The sequence below is a fragment of the Lujinxingia sediminis genome (assembly GCF_004005565.1).
Taxonomy (GTDB): domain Bacteria; phylum Myxococcota_A; class Bradymonadia; order Bradymonadales; family Bradymonadaceae; genus Lujinxingia; species Lujinxingia sediminis.
Genome location: NZ_SADD01000005.1, coordinates 275,399 through 299,366, shown reverse-complemented (window position 1 = coordinate 299,366; position 23,968 = coordinate 275,399). Strand labels below are relative to the sequence as shown.

18 protein-coding genes are annotated in these 23,968 nt (G+C 64.4%); 12 read left to right on the top strand and 6 right to left on the bottom strand.

Annotated features, from left to right (window positions below; genetic code table 11):
- Window positions 1-21: 21 nt before the first annotated feature.
- The 3 genes from EA187_RS20415 to ftsH form a co-directional block, all read right to left on the bottom strand.
- A complete protein-coding gene (locus EA187_RS20415; RefSeq protein WP_164856216.1) occupies window positions 22-192 on the bottom strand; it encodes a hypothetical protein in 171 nt (56 codons plus the stop codon).
- Between the two features lie 277 nt (window positions 193-469).
- Complete coding sequence (locus EA187_RS11570; RefSeq protein WP_164856215.1) at window positions 470-1,258, bottom strand: CvpA family protein; 789 nt, start codon at window positions 1,256-1,258, stop codon at window positions 470-472.
- Window positions 1,259-1,300: 42 nt separating this feature from the next.
- Entirely contained in the window at window positions 1,301-3,286 is a 1,986-nt protein-coding gene (gene ftsH / locus EA187_RS11565; protein WP_115604446.1) for an ATP-dependent zinc metalloprotease FtsH, read from the bottom strand.
- A 128-nt stretch (window positions 3,287-3,414) separates the two neighbouring features.
- On the opposite strand from ftsH, the gene EA187_RS11560 reads away from it, so the two are divergent.
- Window positions 3,415-3,981 carry a hypothetical protein gene (locus tag EA187_RS11560; RefSeq protein WP_115604444.1) on the top strand — a complete coding sequence of 189 codons (567 nt, stop codon included), beginning with the start codon at window positions 3,415-3,417 and terminating at the stop codon, window positions 3,979-3,981.
- A gap of 138 nt (window positions 3,982-4,119) precedes the next feature.
- Here the strand turns inward: EA187_RS11560 and rpsT are convergent, their stop codons facing one another.
- A complete protein-coding gene (gene rpsT / locus EA187_RS11555) occupies window positions 4,120-4,392 on the bottom strand; it encodes a 30S ribosomal protein S20 (RefSeq protein WP_115604442.1) in 273 nt (90 codons plus the stop codon).
- A 268-nt stretch (window positions 4,393-4,660) separates the two neighbouring features.
- Between rpsT and EA187_RS11550 the strand changes: the two genes are divergently transcribed.
- From EA187_RS11550 to EA187_RS11525, 6 genes are read left to right on the top strand one after another with little or no spacing between them, the layout of a single operon-like run.
- Window positions 4,661-5,215, top strand: coding sequence for a hypothetical protein (locus tag EA187_RS11550; protein ID WP_115604440.1), 555 nt, complete (start codon window positions 4,661-4,663; stop codon window positions 5,213-5,215).
- The gene (gene holA / locus EA187_RS11545) at window positions 5,212-6,264 is read left to right on the top strand and encodes a DNA polymerase III subunit delta (protein ID WP_115604438.1); all 1,053 of its coding nucleotides are present in this window, start codon (window positions 5,212-5,214) and stop codon (window positions 6,262-6,264) included. The genes EA187_RS11550 and holA overlap by 4 nt, the downstream gene beginning before the upstream one ends.
- Before the next feature lie 40 nt (window positions 6,265-6,304).
- Window positions 6,305-7,612 carry a hypothetical protein gene (locus tag EA187_RS11540; protein WP_127780347.1) on the top strand — a complete coding sequence of 436 codons (1,308 nt, stop codon included), beginning with the start codon at window positions 6,305-6,307 and terminating at the stop codon, window positions 7,610-7,612.
- A complete protein-coding gene (locus tag EA187_RS11535; protein ID WP_115604434.1) occupies window positions 7,605-7,988 on the top strand; it encodes a hypothetical protein in 384 nt (127 codons plus the stop codon). Before EA187_RS11540 ends, EA187_RS11535 begins: the two co-directional genes overlap by 8 nt.
- Complete coding sequence (locus EA187_RS11530) at window positions 7,985-10,570, top strand: Hsp70 family protein (protein WP_127780346.1); 2,586 nt, start codon at window positions 7,985-7,987, stop codon at window positions 10,568-10,570. The genes EA187_RS11535 and EA187_RS11530 overlap by 4 nt, the downstream gene beginning before the upstream one ends.
- On the top strand, window positions 10,570-12,111 hold the full coding sequence (locus tag EA187_RS11525) for a hypothetical protein (RefSeq protein WP_127780345.1): 1,542 nt from the start codon (window positions 10,570-10,572) through the stop codon (window positions 12,109-12,111). The genes EA187_RS11530 and EA187_RS11525 overlap by 1 nt, the downstream gene beginning before the upstream one ends.
- Here the strand turns inward: EA187_RS11525 and EA187_RS11520 are convergent.
- Window positions 12,101-12,943: a mechanosensitive ion channel family protein gene (locus EA187_RS11520; protein WP_115604428.1), complete on the bottom strand. Its 843-nt coding sequence runs from the start codon at window positions 12,941-12,943 to the stop codon at window positions 12,101-12,103. The genes EA187_RS11525 and EA187_RS11520 overlap by 11 nt on opposite strands.
- A gap of 211 nt (window positions 12,944-13,154) precedes the next feature.
- Between EA187_RS11520 and EA187_RS11515 the strand changes: the two genes are divergently transcribed.
- The 3 genes from EA187_RS11515 to EA187_RS11505 all read left to right on the top strand — a co-directional run bounded on the left by EA187_RS11515 (window position 13,155) and on the right by EA187_RS11505 (window position 17,643).
- A complete protein-coding gene (locus EA187_RS11515; protein WP_127780344.1) occupies window positions 13,155-14,015 on the top strand; it encodes a hypothetical protein in 861 nt (286 codons plus the stop codon).
- 77 nt (window positions 14,016-14,092) lie between these two features.
- The gene (locus EA187_RS11510) at window positions 14,093-15,319 is read left to right on the top strand and encodes a DUF58 domain-containing protein (RefSeq protein WP_127780343.1); all 1,227 of its coding nucleotides are present in this window, start codon (window positions 14,093-14,095) and stop codon (window positions 15,317-15,319) included.
- The gene (locus tag EA187_RS11505) at window positions 15,316-17,643 is read left to right on the top strand and encodes a transglutaminase TgpA family protein (RefSeq protein ID WP_127780342.1); all 2,328 of its coding nucleotides are present in this window, start codon (window positions 15,316-15,318) and stop codon (window positions 17,641-17,643) included. The genes EA187_RS11510 and EA187_RS11505 overlap by 4 nt, the downstream gene beginning before the upstream one ends.
- Before the next feature lie 18 nt (window positions 17,644-17,661).
- Here the strand turns inward: EA187_RS11505 and EA187_RS11500 are convergent, their stop codons facing one another.
- Window positions 17,662-18,639 carry an AAA family ATPase gene (locus tag EA187_RS11500; RefSeq protein ID WP_206524277.1) on the bottom strand — a complete coding sequence of 326 codons (978 nt, stop codon included), beginning with the start codon at window positions 18,637-18,639 and terminating at the stop codon, window positions 17,662-17,664.
- Window positions 18,640-18,849: 210 nt separating this feature from the next.
- On the opposite strand from EA187_RS11500, the gene EA187_RS11495 reads away from it, so the two are divergent.
- Together EA187_RS11495 and EA187_RS11490 are read left to right on the top strand one after the other, a co-directional pair.
- Complete coding sequence (locus EA187_RS11495; protein ID WP_127780341.1) at window positions 18,850-21,375, top strand: COG1470 family protein; 2,526 nt, start codon at window positions 18,850-18,852, stop codon at window positions 21,373-21,375.
- A 115-nt stretch (window positions 21,376-21,490) separates the two neighbouring features.
- Window positions 21,491-23,908 (top strand): penicillin-binding protein 1A, encoded by a 2,418-nt coding sequence (locus EA187_RS11490; RefSeq protein ID WP_115604418.1) that lies wholly within the window; start codon window positions 21,491-21,493, stop codon window positions 23,906-23,908.
- Window positions 23,909-23,968: the final 60 nt, after the last annotated feature.

Below are 23,968 nucleotides of genomic sequence, written 5' to 3'. Positions count from 1 at the left end.
AAACCCTCCATTACTGGCTCCTCAATGAGATGCCCGGTACACGATCGTGCGGTGGTCTGCGAGCAGACGACACTTCGCGCTGAACTGGTCCAGGCTTAACCCCAGATCGTTCTGGTGTCGGGCCCAGTAGCGCAACATCGCACGCTTGGCATCAAGTCGGGTTTCGCCGATGAAGACGATTTCGTCGTTCACGACGGGCTGCTTTCCGGTCTGTTCCGACGAGGAAAAGACCTTTCCAATCAGTTGGATAACCCCATGTTGGTTCTCCTTTTTGTCAAAGACCACGCCCGCTCACTGCGCGGACGACTGACCGAACAACGCTCGCGACATCGGAGTATTCCGACGTTTTGAGCAGCGCGAAGAATGCACACCATACCCCGACATGTCAATGATGGACCCTGACGTGGTTCAGAGCGTCACTCGCACATGCTCCGCGCAACCTCTAAATCTCCGAACGCTGCAGACGACTTCAAGTCGCGTCCGGGTCAACCAGGCTCTCCAGGTCGGCGCGCAAGGTTTCCCAATGCACCCGGCGTAATGCCGTGACCGCGTCGCGATCATTGAGCAACTCGCGCACACGAGCATCCGCCAGCGTCAGAGGGTAGTGGTCCTGACGCACCGCGCTCATGAGGCCTTCATCGTTGAGCATTGAGGCGACCCAATCGCGGCGCAGAAAATCTGCCGCACGACCATGCGCACGCACCTTATCCTGAGCCCCACTCTCTGCAGCGAGCGCGCCACACATCAGCGCATCATGCAGGCGACGAAGGTCGGGAAACTGCCAGGGCGCGAGCACATTATGTGAGCGCACAAACTCGGCGGCCCTCCCCTCGCGCAGGCCGAGCGCGTTATCCGGGTCGTAGCGCGTCAGCGGTGTTTCAATCAGCACCACGAGCACGACCGCGAAGTAGACCAGGATCAGTCCTTTCATGCCGCCGAGCCCGGCACCTGCGAGGCGATCAACCGTTCCGAGCGTCGGGCTGCTCGTACGTAGAATCTTCACAGCGAGCCACCCGGCGAGCACCACCCCGACGTAGATTCCGACGGCTGCCATCAAGAGGCTCAGGGCCTCGACGCCCGGCGTTGCTGGCCCGGATGCGTCAAAGACGGCATCGCGAATCCATGGTGAGACCCAGGAGGAGGCAATCACAACGGCAATGGCCGCGATGATGCGCACGATCTGGCGAAGAGCACCAGAACGCCATCCCAGCGCTACCAGCACCAGCCACACAAAGCCTGCGATCAAGTCGAGGGTCACATCTTCCCTGAGCAATGCGGCGACGCCACACCCAACGCGCTCTCACCTCGCCGGCTCATCAGGCTGGGAGGGGACTCGATGGGCGGATGCACCATCGAGACCACTGACCGCTTCGGCGGGCTGAACCCGTTCCATCAACGTGGCAAGCTGCGCACCTTCGAGCACCTCTTGCTCCCTGAGGGTATCGGCCATCTCGTGGAGAAGATCCACATTTTTTTCCAGCACCTCCAGCGTGCGCTGGTAGAGCACACTGACGATCTGCCGGACCTCGGCGTCGATCTTTTCGGCGGTCTGATCCGAATATCCTCGAGCGCTCACGCCCATCTGGGAGAGAAAAGGGCTGGAGTCTTCGCCATAGCTCAGGTTCCCGATGGCGTGACCCATCCCGTACTCACTGACCATACGACGGGCGATATCGGTAACCCGCTGCAAATCGTTGGCCGCACCGCTGGAGACGTCGCCAAAGACGATATGTTCAGCGGCCCGCCCTCCCAGCAACATACATATTCGGTCGTGCAACTCGCTGCGCGTCACCAGGTAGCGATCTTCGAGGGGCACCTGCAATGTGTAGCCCAGTGCGCCGATCCCGCGAGAGACAATGCTGATTTTGTGTACCGGATCGGCGTCACTCATCGCCCCGGCGACGATGGCGTGCCCGGCCTCATGGTAGGCCACAATGCGCGACTCCTTCTCGGAGAGTCGACGGCTCTTTCGCTCCAGTCCCGCCATCACCCGCTCGATCGATGCCTGGAAGTCCTCCAGTTCAACCTGGGATTTATTTTTACGAGCCGCGAGCAAGGCAGCCTCGTTGACGATGTTGGCAAGGTCCGCACCGACGAATCCCGGGGTCTGCGCGGCGACCACATCAAGATCCACGTCCGGTGACATCACCACGCGTCGAGCGTGCACCTCCAGGATGCGGCGGCGCCCTTTCTTATCCGGTCGATCCACCACGACCTGGCGATCGAAGCGTCCGGAGCGGAGCAAGGCCGGGTCCAGCACCTCGGGGCGGTTGGTCGCCGCCAGGATGATGACACCACTTCGTGTATCAAACCCATCCATCTCGACCAGCAGCGCATTCAGGGTTTGCTCGCGCTCCTCGTTGGACTGGTAGCCGGCTGCACCGCGCGTCTTGCCGATCGCGTCGAGCTCATCGACGAAGATGATGCAGGGGGCGCTCTCCTGAGCCTGCTGAAAAAGATCGCGCACCCGAGCCGCGCCCACCCCGACAAACATCTCGACAAAGTCCGAGCCGCTTAAGTTGAAAAAGGGAACCTCGGCCTCCCCGGCGACCGCCCGCGCCAGGAGCGTCTTCCCGGTCCCGGGCGGGCCGACCAGCAGCACCCCCTTGGGCACCTTGCCGCCCAGGCGCGTAAAACGGGAAGGCTCCCGCAGAAAGGAGATGATCTCCCGAAGTTCCTCTTTGGCCTCTTCCACCCCGGCGACATCTTCAAAGGTCACGCCGGTGCCCTCCTCGGCGTAGACCCGGGCGCGACTCTTTCCAAAGCTCATCACCGGTGAGTTGGAGCCCGGGCCTTGAGCGTTGAGCATCTGCATCCTTCGGATCATGAAGCTCCAGAAGATGAAGACCATCAGCGCGCCGAGCACCCAGATCCAGAGAAAACCGCCATCTGCACAGCCGCTCTGGGGGGCGACGTCCACCACCACCCCCTGCCGCTCCAGAAGGGGCAGCAGCGAGGGATCTTCAAGCGGGCGCTGTGCCTGCCAGCGCTCGAAATCTTCGGCATCCTCGGCCTGGCGTTCTCGGTTCAGCACCTCTTCGGTGGGCATCGCCACAACCTGACGGTCGGAGAGCATCACCCGGGCCACATCACCCTGCTCCACACGCGCTTTTAGCTCGCTGTAAGGAAGCGACACCACCGCCCCGGGCCCCTGAACTTGATAGAAGATCAGCAGCGCCCCCAGCCCCAGAGCCAGCACCACCAGCAGGGTGCGCCAGGAGAGGCCCCCGGAGTTTGAATCAGTCCCCTTGTTGGGAGAAGGCGCTTTATTCGAAGACTCGGCCATCCATCACTCCATCCAGCGTAGCTTAAGCGCGCTTGACGGGCGCGCGACGGCTAGTCAACCTAAGCCCCTCCGGGTCCGGGTCAATTCATCCCGAAGGCCCTGCTTCCCCCTCCCTGGAGACGCTTCGCATGTTCTACGCCCCCCTCGATCGCTGCCGCCTCGTCGCGCTGGCGCTGGCGATCGCCGGATGCTCCGACCCCCAGGAGTTTGCGCGGATTGAGGCCGACGACTTAAGCCGTGCTCCGGATTGCGCTGCCGCCCAATTTCCGATGGAGCCGGAGCTTCTGGCGCTGCGCCCTCGCGTCGAAAAGCTGGGCCTCTTTCTGCAGTCCGCCCCTGACATTCAGGCCCGTCACGACGTGCTCTACATCGAACTGAGCAACCCTGAGGACGACCTGATCGGCCGCGACCTGCTCATCGACCCCGGCAACCCTGAGGCCGACGCCAGAGCTCGCCTGGCCTTCTTCTCCAGCTGTTTTCCGGCCCAGGAGTCCTACGATGTACGCGGCACCCTGCGCTTTGATCTTCTCGAGCGTGAAACCTCCGGCGTGGTTGCCGGGGAACTCACTGACGCCCTCGCCCTTGACGCGCGAAGCGGTGAGGTCGTGATCGAGGGACTTCGCGCTTCGTGGAGCTTTCTGGTTCGACGAGGCCCTCCCTACGAAGACTTCTACGCCCTGCCCGAGAGCCCCTGAGCCTGGCCAGCTGGCCAGCTGGCCAGAAAGTTTCGCCCGTCTTAAACCGGGTCAACCCCGGGCGACCCCGGTCGCAGCATAAAAAAAGCCGGCCCGAATGGGCCGGCTTCTTTATGACTTAAGATCTACGCGGGCGGTTCAGCCCTGAGCGCGCATCTTGTCGAGGTGCAGAGCCAGGCGGCTGGCCTTGCGGGCAGCGCGCTTGCGCGGGATCACACCCTTGGAAGCGGCGCTGTCGAGCGCCGACTCCACACTGCGCAGGCTGGTTTCGGCCGCGCTGACGTCACCGGACTCCACCGCGCTCAAGAACTTGCGAGCTTTGGTGCGCAGAGCCGAGCGCACGTTACGGTTGCGATCACGGCGCACGATGTTCTGTTGCGCACGCTTTTTAGCAGACTTTGAATTCGCCACGACGATCTCCTTGCTTCTCCCGAACTTTAGACGCCTCATCAACCGTGACGAGTGCGACGGATCCTCGGGATGTATCGAAACGTTTAACGTGATTTAGACTTCAATCTCAGGGTTGCCACGAGCATCAACGCCACCCTGAAAATCGGGTTACTCGTAGGACGCGAATAGGTAGCACCGGCCCCGAAGGCTGTCAAGGCAGCGATAACCTGAGACGGAGCATGCCGGCAACATAGACGCAAGCGCGGCGCATAACGTATGACGTGGAGCCATGAATAGTGATCGCCAACAACAACGCCCCCCCTCTCTCCAGGCCTGGAACCTCGGCGTACGCGCGACCGCACTTCTGGCGCTGCTGATGATCTCAAGCTGCGGTCCTTACCGCTTTGCCAACGACGCCGGGCGCCCGGGCCGAGCGGTCGCGATCTCGACCATCGCCGCTCCGGCCGAACTCGGCCTGAACACCCCGGCGCTCCAGGCAATCCTCGCCGATCAGGTCTTCAGCCGGGGCCTGACCCTCTCTGCCGACGCCCCTTACCGCCTCAGCTGCACGGTGAGCGCCCACCGCACCACCGGTTTTGACGGAGATCTCGTCAGCGAGGTTGACCTGCGCTGCCCCCTGCTCTTTAACGACAGCGTGCTGGACGTGGTCGAAGCGATCGGAGTGAGCGCCGACGCCCTCGCCACCCACCACCCCCCATCACTGGCCGCCCTCCAGGCCGTCGAGCGCACCGAAGAGCTCGCCGCCGCCGACGCGCTGGCGCACATCGCCACGCGGGTGGCCTATCTGGTCGACCGTCATCACCGCAATGAGACCTCCCCATGAGCAAACAAGCCGATCGCGCCCGACAGTTTTTCAAAGACCTCAAAAAAGGACCGGTCGCCCCGATCTACTTTGTGCACGGTGAGGAGACCTACCTGCTCGATCGTGCTGTGGAGGCGATCGTAGAGGCCGCCGCCCCCGAGGGCACCAACGACTTTAATCTGGACACCTTTCAGGGGCGCTCAGCCAGCGGAGATTCCATCCGCTCGGCCGCCGAGATGTTGCCGATGATGTCGAAGCGCCGCCTGGTGGTGGTCCGCGACATGCAGGAGATCCCCCTCTCGGAGCTGGGTCAGCTCGAAGACTACTTTGCCAACCCCAGCCCTACGACCTGCCTGATCCTGCATGCCCGTACCGCACAGAAGAAGATCGACGGGCGCTCGGGCATCATCAAAAAGCTCAAAAAAGCCGCGGAAGTCTGCGAGTTCAAAGCTCTCTACGAAAACGAGATCCCCGCTTTTCTGGAGCGCCAGGCCGCGCGCCGCGGCATGCGACTAAGCCGTCAGGTCATCCAGTACCTGGTCGATGCGGTGGGCACCGATATGGCGGAGCTGGAGCAATCCCTGGAGAAGATCGATCTTTACGTGGGCGCCGCCCCCGAAGGCCAGGGCCGCCAGGTTGAGATCGATGATGTTCAGGAAATCATCGCCCATACCCGGGTGCGCACCGTCTTTGACCTGACCGATGCGCTCGGTGCCCGCAACTACCAGCAGGCCCTGTTGATCATGGAGCGCATGCTCCTCGACGGGCAGTCCGCGCTGGTGATCAGCCACATGATCAGCCGTCACTTTCGCATCGTGGCGCGTCTTCAGGACCCCGCGCTGCGCTCAGCGAGCAACAACGACGCGGCCCGCGCGGTGGGCGTCTCGCCATTTTTCCTAAAGGACTACCAACGCCACGCGCGCACCTTTGCCCCGGATGAGCTGGCGTCTATCCTTCGCCAGATGCTGGAGGTGGACGTGGCGCTGAAGTCCAGTCCGGTGCCAGACCGCGTGATCCTGGAACTGCTCTTCGCCAGAATTTGCATGAAAGCCATTCCGCAGAGCGTCTGACCCCCGCCCGATTCCTCTTCCCCGCCCGCGACTTTGAATCATGGTGATGCCCGAGGCGACCCTGGAGCACGAGCTTACGATCCTGCTGGAGGCGCGCGAGCGGCTCCCTGCGCTGGCCGACCGCCTCTCGGCGGGCACGCTCAAGCTGAGCCCGTCGCGCTGCGACCAGCTCAGCGGCTGGTACGCCTCACTGCGCGATGATCCGGGCTGGCCCATCCTGGAGGCAGCGCTGCGCTCTGCGTCGGCCTGGCCCCGTGCCTGGGAGCTGGCACGGGAGGCCGGCTTCTCGGCGCGCACCTCCCACCACAACGCCCTGATCTTCTCTGAGATCTTTTTCGACGCAGTCCAGCGCGATGATCTCAGCCTTGCCGCTCACGCCTGGAGCGAAGCGATGGAGGCCTGGGTGGATGCCGACGCCGACTGGCTCTCGAGTTACCTTCAACGCTGCATGCCGGATGCCTCACCCGAGGCGCGCATCACCACCCGACGTGACGCGCTCCGCCAACCTCTCGACGCGCTTTCGCAGAGAGCACGGCGCGCGCTCAAACTCGATGACCTCTGCGCATCGCCCGACCGCCGGGGACTTCGCTTCGCTCAGCATGCTCTGGCCTGCTGCGAGCGCATCTTCGAGGAGGCGAACTCCGAGTTGGCTGCAGGCAGCGCGGAACTCACACAGACGCTTCGTCAAACTCTGGCCGCCGAGCTCACCGAAGCCCTGCACACCCACATCCAGGCGCTGAACCTGACCCGCGCCGACGCGGCCGAACTCGTCGCTCCCCTGGAGGGATTTGAACACCGCGTGCAACTTCTCAGCCCCCTCCCCGGCTGCGACCTGGCCGCTTTACGCGATGGTCTCAACATCCTCTGGGAGCTTCGACGGCTGGAGCGCGATGAGACCATCGAGGCGCTCGAACACATCCTCCCGGCGCTCAAACCCTTTGCACTTCGCCTGGCGATGCTTTCCCTCCAGGAGCATGTCGAGGCGGCCGGCCCCCTGGCCGACTACTACACCTTTGAGGCCGAGTTCGCCTTCAGCCTGACCACGCGTGAAGAGCTTCTTCGCCGTGCATTGAACACCTGTGAGGGCCACCGAAACGCCAGCCGGATGCTCTCCTACCTGATGCTCGAGCGCGCCAACCGCGATCTTCTGAAACTGGCCGCCACCCCTGAACTTGGCGCGGCGATCGGCGCGGTGCGCAAACGCGTCGAAAGCACCCTTGAGCGCGCGGAGCTCGCCCTGAAGGAGGCCCGGGCCCTCTACCCTGCCAATGAGCTACTGGCCGATTATCAGCGCGACCTCCAGGAGGAGCGCGCCCGTTTCAACCTGCGCGGAGCCTCCCATGAGTAAGCCCGCCTCGATTTTCGAGCGCTGGGATCTCGATCCCTCCCAGAGCCCCGCCGAGTTGACCCGGTCCATGCAAGCGCTGGCCCGGGCGCTGCCCCCGGACGAGCGCCAGCAGCTGCGCGACGACTGGCGCGCGCTCACCACAAACCCTCAAGCGCGCCTTTCACAGGCGCTGTGGACCCATCCCAGCGCCACGGCGCAGCGCGATCCCTGGGCCTGCCTCGACGCGCTGGCCGAGGCGCCCCCCCCGGAACTTCCCGGGCTTGAGGCGACCCTGCAGGATGCGCTTCACCTCGACGCACACGCCGCTTCGCCCCCCGCACTCCGCCCTCCATTCTGGCCCGCACTTCGAGATCGTACTCCCGGGGAGAGCCCGTGAAACTGATCCCACCCTTTGGCATCGATCTGGGTACAACCCACAGCAGTGCGGCGATCTACCTGCCGGGCGCGGCCTCGCCACAGACCTTCGACGACGGCCAGGGCAGCCAGGTGATGCCCTCGGCAGTCGGCTTAAGCCCGGCTGGCGATCTTCTGGCGGGCCGCCCGGCATTTGAGACCCGCTTCGGGCCCACCCCACCCCTGACCTCATTTAAGCGTCGCATGGGCCAGAGCGACGAGCTGCAACTGGGCTCGCGCACCCTCACGCCGATTGAGGCTTCAGGGCATCTCCTCTCGGCGCTTGTCGCCCGCTTCGCCGGCCAACTTCAGGGTCACATCGCTCAGGCGGAGCTTCGGCTGGAGCGGGCGCTCATCACCATCCCGGCCTATTTCGATGTGACCCAGGCCGAGGCCACCCGCCGGGCCGGCACGCTGGCCGGCCTCACCGTCATCGGCCTGCTTCAAGAGCCCACGGCCGCGGCGATGTTCTACAGCTGGAAGCACCGGCTTCAGGACGGCAACTTTCTCGTCTATGACCTCGGCGGGGGCACCCTCGACGTCTCTGTGATTCGATGCATGGCCGGAGAATACCAGGTGCTGGGCATTGACGGGGACAACCACCTGGGAGGCGATGACTTCGATCGACGCCTGGCCGGGCTCTTGCGCAGCCGCCTCAACGCCGCCGGTTATGCTCTGGGCACGCGCTTTAATGAGCCGGACGACCGCCTGCGCTTTGAACTTCTGACCCGTTACGCTCGCGGGCTAAAAGAGATGCTCAGCACGCATGACACCGCCACACTGGAGCTTGAGGGGAACTTCAGCGATCGCGAAGGCCGGCCCGTGCATGCGCGCGTGGAGGTGAGCCGCCCGGAGTTTGAGCACGCCATTGGGGATCTTATCGAAACCACGCTCGGGGCCTGTGAGCGAGCGTTGCATCAAAGTGGCGAGCAGGCCCGGGTGGGACTGGCCGACATCGACCACGTGCTCCTGGTTGGCGGGTCCACCCATGTGCCTGCGGTCCAGCAGGCCATCGCCCGGGCGTTCTGCGGCGAGGGCGTCTCGCGGGCGGAGCACCCGCTGAGCGACTCGCCGGAGATGTGCGTGGCGCTGGGCGCGGCGCTGCACGCCGCAACCCTGGGCCGACTGCGCCTGGAGAGCGACGCCGGGGGGGCGGCTCTGGAGCTTGTCGACATCCCCTCGGGGCCCGGCGAGCCCTTGAGCGGCCAGGTGGAGTTGGCGCGCCAGGGGCAACCCGACGCTCTGGAGCTCCGAGAGGCCGCCGAGACCCTGGCCCGCGCCCCACTTCGCTCGACCCACACCCCGGGGGTCTGGAACTTCTTCATCCCGGCGCTCCCCGAAGGTGTATCGGAGCGCCCGAGTGCGACCCTGGTCGACGGCGCGGGGCTTCCGATTGCAAGCCTCCCTCTCTGGCTTCCGCGCCGAGCGCCGGCCGAGCGCCCTGCACCGACGCCCGCGTTGAGCAACCCGGCGGTCCTCTCCCGCGGCATCTTTCTGGAGATTGTCAAAGACGGAAAACCCACGCGCCACGCCCTGATCCCACGCGGTGCCCACCTCCCCACGCGCGCCACCCACCGGCTGGCCACCGCCGATACCAGCGGTGCGGTGGTCCTCCAGCTCTTCCAGGATCGTCTGCCCATTCACACGCTTGTGATGCCCCTGCCGGAACATAGCGCGCCGGGCACCCCGCTGACCCTGGAGCTGGACGTCGATGAGACGCTCTCCATGAGCGCAAAAGGCACGATCGGAGCCCAGGAGTTCTGGGTGCGCATCGACCCACCCCGCACGCCTCCCGAGCTGGACTGGCCCCAGATCGAAGCATTGATGCGCCGAGCCGACATCGCAGCTCGCCAGTTCTGGGGCATGGAAGCGCGCCGATTTGAGCGTGATGTCACCCCGCTCATCACCGGAATCGAGGCCGCCGTCCACCAGGATCCCCTGCGCCTTCAGATCCTCGCCAGACGCCTCGAAGCCTTACTCGATGAGTTCGCTCCGCGCGCCGAACGCATCCCGGGACGCGGGCGCGTCGATGCGACCCTCGACGGCATTCGCCGGGCCGTGTACTACAGCTCCGGTGACGTCCAGGGCATCTCCCGTGATGCGTGGCGCGCCCGCCTGGATCGCCTCACCTCGGAGGTTGCGCGCGTCTGGGACGGCCCTGATGACGCCGCCTGGCGCCAACTTGCCGACCGCGTACAGGCCACCTATGAGACCGTCGTTCAGGATGAGGCGCGCTTTCTCCGCGCCGATCCCGAAGGCTATGCCCGACGCATGCTCGACACCTGCCAGTCCCGTATGGCCCGCGTTCGCCTCGAACTGCGCGAGTTCGCCCTCAGCGGCGACGCCGAACGACGCGCGCTTCAAGAGCGCGAGATCGACAGGCTCGCACAGCGCCTGGATGCCGAGGTGCTCGTACCCCTCAACGCGATCAAGGCACGCGCCGACGCCCTTCCTCTTACCCGACAGACCGACGCTCTGGAGGCGATCCACGTGGCCATCGACCACCTGGAGCTCGGGCTTCAGCGGGTGCGCACCCTCGGCCTTCTCAAACGTCAGGAGAGCTGATGTCCCTTCGAGACCGTTTCGACGAGGCCCGCGCAAGCTACTTTGCGTCACGCCAACGCCAGCTTCGCCAGCGCGGCCTTTGGACCGACGCCCTCGACACTCTGGTAGACGAGGCCGACTGGCTCTCCCGGCGAGCGCCAGGCTCCTCGCGTTGGCCCGACCTTTTGATGGAAGCCACCGAAGTCGCCGCAAACCTCGATGATCTCACCGAGTATCGCGCCTTCCTTCGTCATTTTGCCGATCATGTGCTGCCGGAAGGCCCCGGGACAGACACCCGATTATGGGACGCGCTCAAGCCACTTGAAGACCTCAAGCATGCCGCAGCACTCGAAGTGCTCGGCTCCTGGCTTACGCTGGCGCGTCCCGAATCAGCCACTGGTCCTTACCTGGAGGGGCACGCGATCGAAGGGCGCCACGCCACCCCGGACGACCGTCGGCGAGCGGACCAGGCCTTCGCACTGGCCGCCCACCGCGCCGAGCTCGCAACGACGCAAGATCCGGCGGAGTACGGGCGCCTGCAACGCCATTGCGAGCTCCGCCGTGGCGCGCTCTCCCTGAACACCGGCCTCGATCGACGCGCAACTCAGACGCCCCTGGGTCATCTCAACTGGAGCATGTTCTCTCGCGCCGAGCAGCTCTGGATGGCACATGCTCTCACCCATAGCGAGCGCTGGATCGACCGAGTCCGCGTCATCGATCTCTTGCTCGATGCGCTGCGGGAGACGCCCGACCGGACAGCGTCTGCACAGGACCCGGACGAGCTTCGCACCATCGCCCGGGAGCTTCTCAGCAACGCCCCGCTCCAGCTTCACCCCGCTGAGTTGGAACGTCTCCCGGAACTCATCGCCACGCTTTTCGACGAAACGGAGTGCGCGCACTGGCAACGCCACCTTCAGGCCCGCGAGCGCCTGCAGCATCTGGTGAGCTCTCCCCTCCAGAAGACCGACGCCGCCGCCGAGGTCAAAGCCACTCTGGAGCGCCTGGCGCTCGACGCCCCCTCGCGCTGGCAACCGGTGGCACAACACGCCGCCATGCTTCTCACCCGGACAGAACACCATCCCGACAGCCCGGTTCCGATCAACCGCGATCCCCTCGCGGAGTACTACGCCACGCTTTCCGAAACCCTGGCGAGCCTCGACCGAGAGCATCCTCCCGCGGGTCTGCTCGGCCGCCTCAACGCCGCAGCTCGGGCGCTGGAGGATGACACAGGTGCGCTGCGTGCTCTGGCCCTGATCTGGCCAGAACTTCTGGAGCAGACCTCGGCGGACTCCCGCGCGAGGCTACTTCCTGAACTGCTCGACCTTGCCAGCCTGCACGCCCGCGGGCCATCCCCTTCCTACGGATGGTGGGCCCTGGCTGCGCACCTCTACCGTGCCGGGCTCCCTGGCTGCGCCCTGCCCTTCGCCGAACGCGCGCGTCAGGAAGGCTCGCGTAGTGCGAAAGAAGATATTATTTTTTATGTAAAATCAAAAACACTGAAAGAAGCCGCGTCCCGAAGGGACGCGGCTCTTGCCAGAAGCTGGCTGACGCTCAGTCCTTGATCTGATGCATCCAGACTTCCTGCTGCGGGAAGGGAATGCCGATGCCAGCAGCATCAAGACGATACTTCACTTCACGAAGCAGCCGAGAGCGCACCGCCCAGAAGTCCGCCGTGTTGACCCAGCCGCGCAGATCGAAGTCCACCGAGCTTCCACCCAGCCCGTTCATCGTCACGGTAGGAGCCGGATCCTGAAGCACACCCTCGGTCGTCGCCAGGATATCTTCAAAGATCGCTTTCGCTTCATCGATGTCCGCGTCGTAGGCAATGCCCGCCACGATATCAACGCGACGCGTGTCCGCCTGGGAGAAGTTGATGATGGGATTGCCCCACACCCCGGAGTTGGGAATCGTGATGCGCTTGTTATCCGGCGTGCTCAACATCGTGGAGACGAGCGTCAGATCCTTGACGGTACCGGCGATGCCGTTGATCTCCACGTAGTGGCCCACATCAAAGGGGCGATAAAGCAGGATGAGCATGCCGGCGGCGAAGTTCGACAAGGTGTCTTTGAGCGCAAAACCAAGCACCAGACCGGTGGCCCCAAGACCGGCGATCAACGCCCCGGTGTCGATGCCCAGATTCCCAAGGCCGATGATCAGCGCAAGCAGCATCACCGACTTGCTGGAGACATTGACCACAAACTGTGTAAAGAGCGCCGAGGGCTCCAGACGCGAACGCTCGAACGCAGCGCCTACCGCCTTTCGGACGATGCGTGCGGCCATCATGCCCGCGACGACAATCAGCAAGAACACCAGCAGGTTGCGCGCCAGCGCCAACCCCTCGGTCGCAAGCCAGGTGCTGGCAGCGTCGGTCAGCGCGGCAAAATCGAAACTCATACAACACTCCTTCCATCACGGGTCGATGATACGAATCCTCAAGAGGTGACGTGAAACGGCCAGGAACCACCGTCACTGGAGGACCTCCAATGGCGTACGCAATAGACACCCCCCTCAAAAAAGGCAAGCGCGCAGGCGTCTTTACCACAGGCGATCCGGCGGTCTAGGCTAATTTGAGACGTGTTCACCACCTGACTCCGAGGTTTTACAGATGTCGCTGCGCAGCTTTTTGATTCTGACGATGATGGCGCTCATTCCGAGCGTGACCGCCTGTTCCTCTGCCCCCCCGCCGGAGAGTGAGAGTCCCACCTCACATCGCCCGGCGACGCCCCCCCGCGCCGAGGTGCTCGCGTTGCTGCAAGAGGCGGATGCGCTTTGGGAGGCACGCCACACCCCCGAGTCGCTGGACCGTGCACTGAGCGCTTACGATGACGCACTTGCCCGTCACCTCGAAGAGGCGCTGCTCGATGAGAGCGAGCTTTATGAGCTTCAACGCAAGCGCGCCCGCGCCTACGCGTTTGCGGCTCGGGCAGCTCTGGCGGGTGCAGCGGCCCCCTCGGATGAGGCTGCCCGCGCGGCCAACTCCGGGGCGGAGGCGGCGCGCGCTGCCCTGAACATCCGCGATGACTCCAGCCAGGCGCGCTACTGGCTGGCTCAAAACCTGATGTTGGGTGCCCGCGCCGAGGGCACAGCCGCCAGACTCGAGAGATCGACGGAACTCAACACCCTGCTGGACGCGCTCGCCACAAGCCCTCCCGAAGCGTTGCAGGCCGAGGTCCATCTGATACTTGCCAGGCGCACCTGTGAGGCGGACTTCGGTCGTGACCGGGCCGCCTGCGCCAACCACATCGACGCCGCCGAAGAGATCGCTCCGGACCATCCGGACGTCACGCTCGCCAGGGCTTCTCTTCTGGCGATCGCTCAGAATGACCGCGCCAGCTTTAAATCCCATCTCGACGAGCTCATCGCCCGCGATCCGCAAACACTCTCGCCAGAGGGAAGGCTCGCCCGACTGGAGGCGCTCGCGCTTCTCGACGCGATCGATCGTTATTTCGCCCCGGCCTCCCCCTGATGCCCGGGCGCATCTTGCACTCGACGAGGTGGTGCTGAGTTTGTCCGCGTCGATCGCAGTCTTCTTCCGGCCCCCCTATGCTCAACACCACCGAAGCCTCCGCACCGCCCCCGGGGGGCCCCCGCCGCGCCTGGCTGCGGCCGCCTCGTCATCTGGCACTGACGACCCCGGGTAAATTTTTTGTTGTGCTGACGCTTGCGGTGGGGTTCGGGGCGATCAACACCGGCAACAACCTCCTCTTTTTGCTGCTGGGAATGATGCTCTCGCTGATCGTGGCGAGCGGCCTGCTCAGCGAAGCGGTTCTGCGTACGCTGCGTGTCAAACGCGATCTTCCCCGTCGCGTGTTTGCCGGGGAGCCTGCGGCTGGACGCTTTATCCTGGAGAACCGGGGGCGATGGCCCTCCTTGAGCATCGAAGTTGCAGAACACAGCCCCTTTGTCGTCGCCGGCCCCTGGCGAGGCAGCTCGCTGGCCCCTCCCCGGCACCCCTGGTGGAAGTTCTGGCGCACCCAGACCAGTGATGACGAGCGGCCCCTGGCCGCGACCTACTGCCTGCGCGCCGACGCCTCCCAACAGACTGCGCTCGCCACCCACTACAACCTCCCGGTGCGCGGTGCCTACCTGCTTCCGGGCGTGCAAATCTCAACGCGCTTTCCCTTCGGCTTCTTCGAAAAGTCCCGCGAGATCGACCAGGCCCAACGCATCATCGTCTATCCCCGGATCCGCCCCACCCCAACCCGGATCGCTCAGCTTAACCAGCGGCTGGGCGACACCTCGCAAAGCCGCGCAGGACGTGGCGAGGACTTCTTCGGCCTTCGCGACTACCGCGACGGAGAAGACCAGCGCGCCATTCACTGGAAGTCCACCGCCCGACGAACCGCCCCGGTGGTGCGCGAGACCGAGTCCAATGACCGGCGAGACATCATCATCCTGCTCGACAACCGCGCGAGCGCCTCGGTGGTTTCACCTGGTGAGCAGCAACGCTTTGAACGCGGCATCGAACACGTCGCCGGCCTGCTCGAAGCGTTGATCGCTTCGGGCTACCGCACCGAACTTATCTGCGCCCCACGTCCCGACGGCACGGAGGCAGACCCTCCGGCCCTCGATCTCGACGCCATGCTCGCACGCCTGGCGCTGGTGGAGCTTTTGCCCTCCTCGGCGCGGCAGCCGCAGCTACCCTCCTCGACCGTCGCGAGCCCTTCCCCGGCGCAAATACGCATCGGTTTTACGGCCTTACAGAGCGTTGAAGGCAGCATCTCACTGACCTTTGACGACCTTTTCAGCGCAACGCAGGAGCGCGCATGACGCCCTTTGTTCAGCGACTGGAGCGCCTCCACGCCATCTTTCTCTACATCTCGCTGGCGCTGGCCTTTCTGGCAGTCGTCTTCGGCGGTGCCGCCGGTGCGGGGATGCTGGTCGTCTTTCCGCTCTTCGCTCTCGGGGCCCCCGCGATTCGCCATGTGCTTCCCGGGCTGATTCGCCAGAACTGGTTATGGAACATCCTCATCCTGACCGTCCTCGTGCTCACCATCGCCGAGTATTTGACCAACCCCCTGGCCGACATCATCGCGCTGGGTATCCGCTTTGTACTGGTGCTCATTCTCATCAAGCTCATCAGCCGTCGGGGCCCCCGCGATGAACTTCAACTTCATGCACTAAGCCTGCTGACCTTCGCCGCGGCCAGCGCCGCCAACGAGGGTTTGAGTTTTGGGCTGCTCTTCGGGGCATACATCCTCTCGGGGACCTTCACCATGGCGCTCTTCCATCTGAAGAGCGAAAGTGAGCGGCGCCCCCTGTTGCAGTCGCCGCGGAAATCCCCCTTCGATCGCTTCTACGTCTCGGTGCTCGCTGGCATTAGCTTGGCGATCTTTGCTTCCTCGCTGCTGATCTTTTTTACCTTCCCGCGGGTGGGGCTGGGGCTCTTTGTCACCCAATCCCGCGAGAGCCTCTCAGTGGCGGGGTTCTCCGAAGACGTCGAGCTGGGAAGTCACGGCGTGTTGCGCTCCAACCCTCAGGTGGTGATGCGCGTGGAGTTCCCCGAGGCCGCGCCTCCTACAGACATCGCATCGATGCGCTGGCGAGCGATGACCTTTGACAGCTACGACGGTCGAAGGTGGAGCCGCACCCTGGCAGAGAGCGAGCGCCCCGCCCCCTACAATCGAAACGCCAGCTACGATCTGGAATTTTTGCGCCCTCCGCCCCTCGACAGGCTCCTGGCCAACGAGACGCCTCGCCAGGTGCAGATCTATCTGGAGCCGCTGGGCACCAACATCCTGCCCACACTCTGGCCACCGGCCACCATCGAACTGGGACTCGGTGAGATGGCGCAGCTCATCGGCACGAGGGCGGCCAGCCTCACACGCGACCACTATGGCGATCTTCGCCACACCATGGACTCCGAGCTGGGGCTGACCTACTCGCTTGGCTACTTCGATGCGCCGCCCCCCACCGCTCTGCAACGCATCGAAGGCCGCATGCTCGATGCGCGACTGGAGGACATGTACACACAGCTCCCCGAGAACTTCGATTCCCGTATCGGCGCGCTCGCCAGGGAGATCACCGCCACATCTGGCGATCCGTACAGCAGCGCCGGGGCCATCGCCGGATATTTCGCCCGCGAGTTCACCTACACCACCGATCTTCCGGAGGTGGATCCCGACCAGCCCATCGCATCATTTCTCTTCGAAACCCGCGCCGGGCACTGCGAGTACTTCGCCACGGCCGCCGCCCTGATGTTGCGCTCTCAGGGCATTCCCACGCGCCTGGTCAATGGCTTTCTGGGCGGCACCTGGAACGAGGTGGGCGACTACCTCACCGTCCGCCAGGGCGACGCACACGCCTGGATTGAGGTCTTCGTACCCGACCTCGGGTGGGTGCCCGTGGAGGCCACCCCGGCGATTGAGAGCGGCTTTGGCCAGCGATCGGCATGGATGCGCCTGGGAGCCGACGCCTACGATGCCATGCGCCAGGCCTGGTTTAAGTGGGTGCTGGAGTACGACATTCAGGCCCAGATCGCGGTGCTGCGACGCGTTGCGCGGGTGGTCGCTCCGCAAGGCGCGCCCTCAGATCGAGGATCCTCCGCCGAAGAGGACCGGGAGCAAGAAACGATACCGCTTAAAGATGCGATCTTCGGGCTGGGCTGGCTCACGCTGATGGCCGCCTCAGGCTGGCGAGGCGCCACCGGCCCGGCGCGCAGCCCTGCACGTCGCGCCCTGGGCATCTCCATGTGGATGGGCCTCGGCGCGCTCTGGGTGAGCTGGTTTCTGGGCTGGTCGATCGAGCACGCGCTGCTGGGTGCCTTCAGCGTAGGCGGCGCCTTCTCGGTGGCGCTGATGCTGGTGAATCGACCGCAAAAGATGGCGCGTTACGAGGTGAGCCGGGCCTTCGAAACCATCGCAAGGGCCGGGGCTCGGCGAGGTCTGGAGCGCCGTGACGATGAGGGCCCCCAGCGCTATCTGGAGCGCGTGGCAGCGAGTCTGGATGAGGCCGGCCGAGGGCATGTCGAGGCGTTTCAGAGGCGCTACCTCAACGTGCGTTTTGGGGGTGGTCCCTACGGCCCGGCGCAGGCGCGCGAGCTCCGCCGCCATGCCCGTCAGGTGGTCCTGGCGCTACGGCGCGCCGCTCGCTGAGACTCCGACATCCAGCGCTCAAATCGGAACGGGAACCGACGCCACGATCGACTCGATAAGCGCCTCACTCCGCCCTCGGTCTTGCCCCCCCGACGTCATGCTCAGACGGTGGGCCAGAGTGGGCACGAAAAGCTCTCTGGCATCATCGGGAACCGCGAAGGTTCGACCTTCCATCAGCGCAATCGCCCGCACTCCTCGCATCATCGCGAGCACGCCGCGGGTGCTTACCCCGACCCGGATTTGATCGTGGGTGCGCGTCCGCTCGACGACTTCGAGGACGTAGTCCACCAGGCTCTCCTCCACGTGCACCCGGGAGGCCATACTCTGGACCGCGCGCAACGCGTCACTGCTACAGACCGCCTCCAACGCCTGCACCGGCTCGACCATGCCGCGCTCCATGATGATCGCGCGCTCCACGTCGCGGCGTGGATAACCGATGGAGAGGCGCATCATAAAGCGGTCAAGCTGACTCTCGGGAAGCGGGTAGGTGCCGTGATGGTCGAGGGGGTTCTGCGTGGCCAGCACCAGAAAAGGATCGGGCAACTCGTAGGTCGTATCGTCAACGCTCACTCGCCCCTCGCTCATCGCCTCCAGCAGGGCCGACTGAGTGCGCGGGGTGGTGCGGTTGATCTCGTCAGCGAGCACAAGGCCGTTGAAGATCGGTCCGGGCCGAAAGGTGAAGGCCTCGCGGGACTGCGAGAAGACGGAAACCCCGACGATATCCCCCGGCAAAAGGTCGCTCGTGAACTGCACGCGTTGAAAGCTCAACCCCAGGCTCCTGGCGAGCGCCAGAGCCAGGGTCGTCTTACCCACCCCCGGAACGTCTTCGAGCAACACATGCCCGCGAGCAATCGCACTGGCTACCGTCCATCGTACCGCCTGCTCTTTGCCCCGAAACACACTGGAGACGTTTTGCACAAGATCCGCGGCAATGCGCGATGCAGCCTCCGGACTCATCACCTCGGTCGACTGTGGGGGTAGAGCGTCGGCGCTCATAGTACTCCTGACTCAATGGATCGATCGCGGCAGCGCGCCACAGGGCTTTCAGGGGACGCAATCTGGGAACGAAACGTAACAAGGCCAGCCCGGCTTTGCTACGCGCGAAATCCTCGCAGAGGCGCTTGCCGGATGGGAGCGAGGACGTAGTTTGAGAGCGTCGCGACGATTCCTTGCGACGGCATCAGCGTTCATTCCGGGGGGAAGAGCATGTTCCGCACATCCTTCGTAACGATCCTTTTCTGTTGGGTGGCCATTGCGCTTGTCTCCTGCGTGGAGGCAACAGGCACGTCCCGACTCAAGCTGGAACCTCGCCAGCTCGAGCTTGAAGCCGCTCCGGGCCAGTCGCACGTGGTGCGGATCGTCATTGAGAACCAGCGCGACCACACCCAGACCTACGCCCTGGGCGCCTCGACTCCACATGTCGTGCCTTCACCGTCGCGGGTGACGCTGCCCGGCTACACAAGCGCCGAGGTAAAGGTAGAGGTTCGCTGCCCGACATCACCGGGGGGCTACACGCACGAGCTTGAGGTTCGCGCGCTTCATCAAGGAAGCCTCGATGTGCTTCCCATCACCATGATGTGCGTCTCTCCTGAAACCCAACACGCCACCCTGCGCGTAGGCCTTAACGGCCTTCCCGAAGGCGTGGCAACGCCGGCAATGCTGCTCGCGCCGACGGGAGAACGCATTCCACTGAAAGCCGACACAAACCCACATAGCCTTCCGCCGGGAAGCTATCGATTACGTGTTCCCGACATTGCCGCTGCAGGAAAACGCTTCGTTCCCGATCTTCGGGAGGTCGACGTTCAACTTCTGCCTGGAGGTCTTCACGAAGTCGTCCTGTCCTTCGTGCCCGCGCCCGGTGAGCAGGCCGCCAAAGTGCAAGTATCTCCGCAGGGGCTACCCGACGGCGCCTCGATGACCATTGCGCTGCGCGCCGCCAATGGAGCCGCCATCGCGCTGAGCCCAGACCGCGTCGTGGAAGGGCTGCCTGCGGGAACCTACACGCTGACCTACAGCTGGGCCCATGGCACCCTGCCTGAGGGCTCGCCCTGGCTGGGCCGTCCTCTTCCCGCACAGCACATCCTCGAACTCACCGAGAGAAGCCGCATCGAGCTCCGACCGACCTTCGTCGATGCCCGCACCATCACCTCTTCGCTCGACCGCGGCGAAGACAGCCTCCGGCGCGCCATCGCAGAAGCCCTCGATGGCACCACGCTCTACCTGCCGGACACGCTCGACCCACTGGTGTTGGAAGACGTCATCCTCATCGACAAAGATCTCGTCGTCGTGGGAAGCGGCCCCAAACACAGCGTCCTCACCACCCACGCACAGACCGGGGCATTTAACGTCGAAGCAGGACACACCCTGACCCTGGCGCGCCTCACTCTGCAGAACGCGGCCAGCCCGGATGCACCGGCGATTCACTCCCAGGGCCATGTGGAACTCTACGACGTGGGCTTTCAGAACAACGTCAGCGAGCGCGCGCCTGCCGCACTCGCTGTACAAGCCAGCCTCATCGCCAATGATCTCATCATGGTCGGCAACCGCAGCGCTCAGAGCACCGGCGGGATCTGGGTGGGCCCCGACGGTCTCGCCATGGTCAGTCACCTTCAGGCCATCGACAATCAGGGAAGACACGGGGGGGCGATCGCCAACGAGGGTGAACTCATGCTGGCAGACGGGCAGTTCACACTCAATCAGGCCGATGAGGGCGGCGCGGTCTACAACACCGGTCGACTCCGTGGTGAGCGGTTGTCGCTCTGGTACAACCGCACCCGCGCTATGGCTGGCCCCGGAGGCGCCATCAGCTCGCGGACCTACGCGCACCTCTCGCATACGACCTTTGGCTCCAACCTGGCCCGGGTTGGCGGGGCGCTGAGCACTCGTGGCGATGTGACGATCGCCTGGGCGACCTTCTACGCCAACCTCGCTGATCGCGCGCCTGACACGCATGCCACTTCCGAAGCGAGTCTGCGCATCGAGGGAAGTCTCTTCTTCCGAAAAAGCGTCGATAATATTAATTATGAAAACTCAACTCATTCAAGCGAACGCTTCAACGTCACTGTGGATCCCGACACGGCACGCATCGGATATCGGCAGGGGCTGGCCGACACGGTTCTCCCGGCCGACGTCGCCCCCCTTAGCGCCACCACGCTCGCTCCGGAACACTGCGCCCTGCTGCGCTCTTCCCCCACCACGCTGGACCAACTCGGCACCCCCAGGCCCCCCTCTTCGCACTGCACCCCGGGTGCCATTGAGCCCTTCTTCTCGCCACCGCTCATCGACACGCTCAACCCGGGCCTCCGCGCTTCGACCCCACATACAGGACTCTTTCTCTCGCACCAGGGGCAGACCTACCACTTCCAGAACGCCTTTCGTCGCGAGCATCCCCTGCATCTGGCCGGCGGCCATCTGCGAACCCGCTTCGCTCCCTCGCAACGCATCTGCCACGCCTCCGTCCTTGTCACCTCTCCCACAGAGGTGCTGCCAACCCTGAGCATGGCAACCACTCCAGCCACACAGCCCGCCACCGCCTCGCCCCTGGGGCAGGGTCGATGGCGCTACGAGCTGTTTAGCCCGACCCCCATCTCGGAGTTGCACCTGACGACGAACGCTTCGGATCTGGCCATCCTGGAGATCCAGGCCAGCGATCGGGGATGCACATCGCCCCCCACCCTTGACACCCTACCCCCGCCATCTAATCTGCCCGAGGACTCCCCCTCGCCGCCCTGATCCCCGGCACCTGACCCGGCCATCTTTGGGCGGGACACCCCACGCCCGGAGCAGGGAATGCGACAGGTCGCGCACCGGGTTTTCCCGGTGCCCCCTCGGCCCCCAGGACGAAGTTATGGCCCGATCCCGACGCTCTTCCAAACGCTCAAAATCCCGTCGTTCCGGCGGCAGCCGCCTGGCGTCTCTCTTTAAATGGATGATCATCCTCATCATCCTGGCCGGGCTCGCCGGCGTCGCCGGACTTGCCGGCATCTTCTACTACTTCGGGCGTGATCTTCCCGAGATCCTCAAGCGAGAAGACTACAACCCTCCCCAGGTTTCGCAGGTCTTTGCTGCAGAGGGTGAGCTTATCGCCGAGTTTCATAAACCCGGCGAACGTCGCACACTCGTTGCCCTCGACCGCATTCCCCCGGTGGTTCAGAACGCGTTTATGGCCGCCGAAGACGCCGAGTTCATGACACACTCCGGCGTCGATTACATCGGCCTGGTGCGCGCGGTGTATTACGCGCTTCGCTACGATCAGGGCATGCGCGGCACCTCGACGATCACGCAGCAGACCATCAAAAACCTCATGCTCACACCGGAGCGCGCCTACGAGCGTAAGATCAAAGAGATGATCCTCGCGCGCGAGCTCGAAAAGAACCTCACCAAAGAGGACATCCTCTACCTCTACCTCAACACCATCTACCTGGGGCACGGCACCCACGGTGTCGAAGAAGCCGCTCAGCATTACTTCGGCAAGAGTGTCAGCGAGCTCAACGTCCAGGAGGCCGCTCTTATCGCCGGACTCACCTCGGGCCCGGAGGCCAACACCCCCTTCCGCAACATGGAGGGGGCGATGGCCCGGCGATCCTACGTGCTTCGCCAACTCTGGGAGAAGGGCTTCATTGAGGAGGGCGTCTACCGCGAAGCCGACGCTACCGAGATCGAGATCATACCCCGCTCGCAATCCAAACCCCACCTGGGTAGCGCCCCGTACTTTGTTGAACACATCCGTCGCGACCTCATTGAGCGCTACGGTGAAGAGAAGGTCTACGCCGGAGGCCTGCGCATCCACACCACCGTCGATCTCGACATGCAGATGGCCGCTGAGCGCGCCGCACGCCAGGGATTGCGCACCTACGACCAGCGCCGTGGCTACTTCAAACCCAAACGCCGCCTGAAAGAAAACGACATCGCCAAGCACGTCGCCCAAAACCATGAAGAACACGGCGGCACGCTGCGCCCCTCTCAGGTGTACGAAGGCGTGGTGACAGGCGTCGACACCGACGAAGAGCGCGTCGACCTGCAAATCGGCCAGGTCAAGGCAACGCTCGCACTCGATCCGCGCACGCGCATCCTCGGGGAAGGCCCCGATGCCAAAACCATCGACGAGGTCTTTGCCCGCGGCGATGTTCTACGCGTGCAACCTCTGGCCGAGGTGGGTCCGGACAACACCGACCCGGTCCTGGTGCGTTTTGAAACCAGCGCCGAGGTCGCGCTCGTCGCTATCGATCCGGTCACACGCGAGGTTCGTGCGCTGGTGGGGGGCTACGACTTCAACACCAACAAGTACAATCACGCGTTGCAGGCGCGCCGCCAGACCGGGTCCTCGTATAAGCCTCTGGTCTATGCCGCAGCACTCGAAGCCAAAGTCATCACCCCGGCCACCATCTACCTCGACAGCCCCACCGTCTATCAGCTGCCCGGCGGCGAGAGCTGGTCGCCGCGCAACTCCGACGGCAAGTGGCGCGGCCCGATCAGCGCGCGTGAAGGCCTCGCAGCCAGCCGCAACGTCGTCTCTGTGCGAGTGCTCGACGACCTCACGCTCCCCAAAGCAATCGACTTCGCCAAACGCATCGGGATCGAAAGTCCAATCGTCGACAACTACACCATGGTGATGGGCTCGAGTGAGATGCCGCCCATTGAGATCACCAATGCTTACGCCACCTTCGCCGCGGGCGGCCAGCTTGCAGAGCCTCGCTACCTGCGCCGGGTGGAGTCGGCCGGCGGCGATCGCGATCTTTTCCAGACCCACGCTGAGCCCGTGCTCGCTCCGGAGGTCGCCTACCTGACGACCTCCATGCTCCAGAGCGCAGTCGAGGGCTATGTCGATAGCAAAGGCAACCAGCGCGGCGGCACCGCAGGCCTACTCAAGGCCGTCGGGCACCCGGTGGCCGCAAAGACCGGCACGACCAACGACAGCCGCGATGCCTGGCTGGTTGGCTACACCCCTGACCTGGTCGTCGGGGCCTGGGTTGGCTTTGGTGACAACCGCTCGCTGGGGCCGCGTCAGTACGGCGGCACGGTCGCTGGTCCGATCTTCCGCGACTTCCTCATCGACGCACTCGAAGGTCACGACGGACCCCAGACCTTCGAGCCCCCGGTCACCGGCATCACCACGGCGCTGATCGATCCCATCTCCGGGAAACTCGCTCGCTCCGAGGCCGAAGGTTTTGAGGAAGTCTTCCTGGTCGGCACCGCTCCTACGGACTATGCGCCCCGCCAGGAAGAGGATTCTGGCGAGAGCTTTCTCTTTGAGCAGTTCCAATAAGGCGAAATCCGGCTTAGAAGCCCCCGCTGATCCACCGCCCGGCGCGGGCGCCGCCGATCA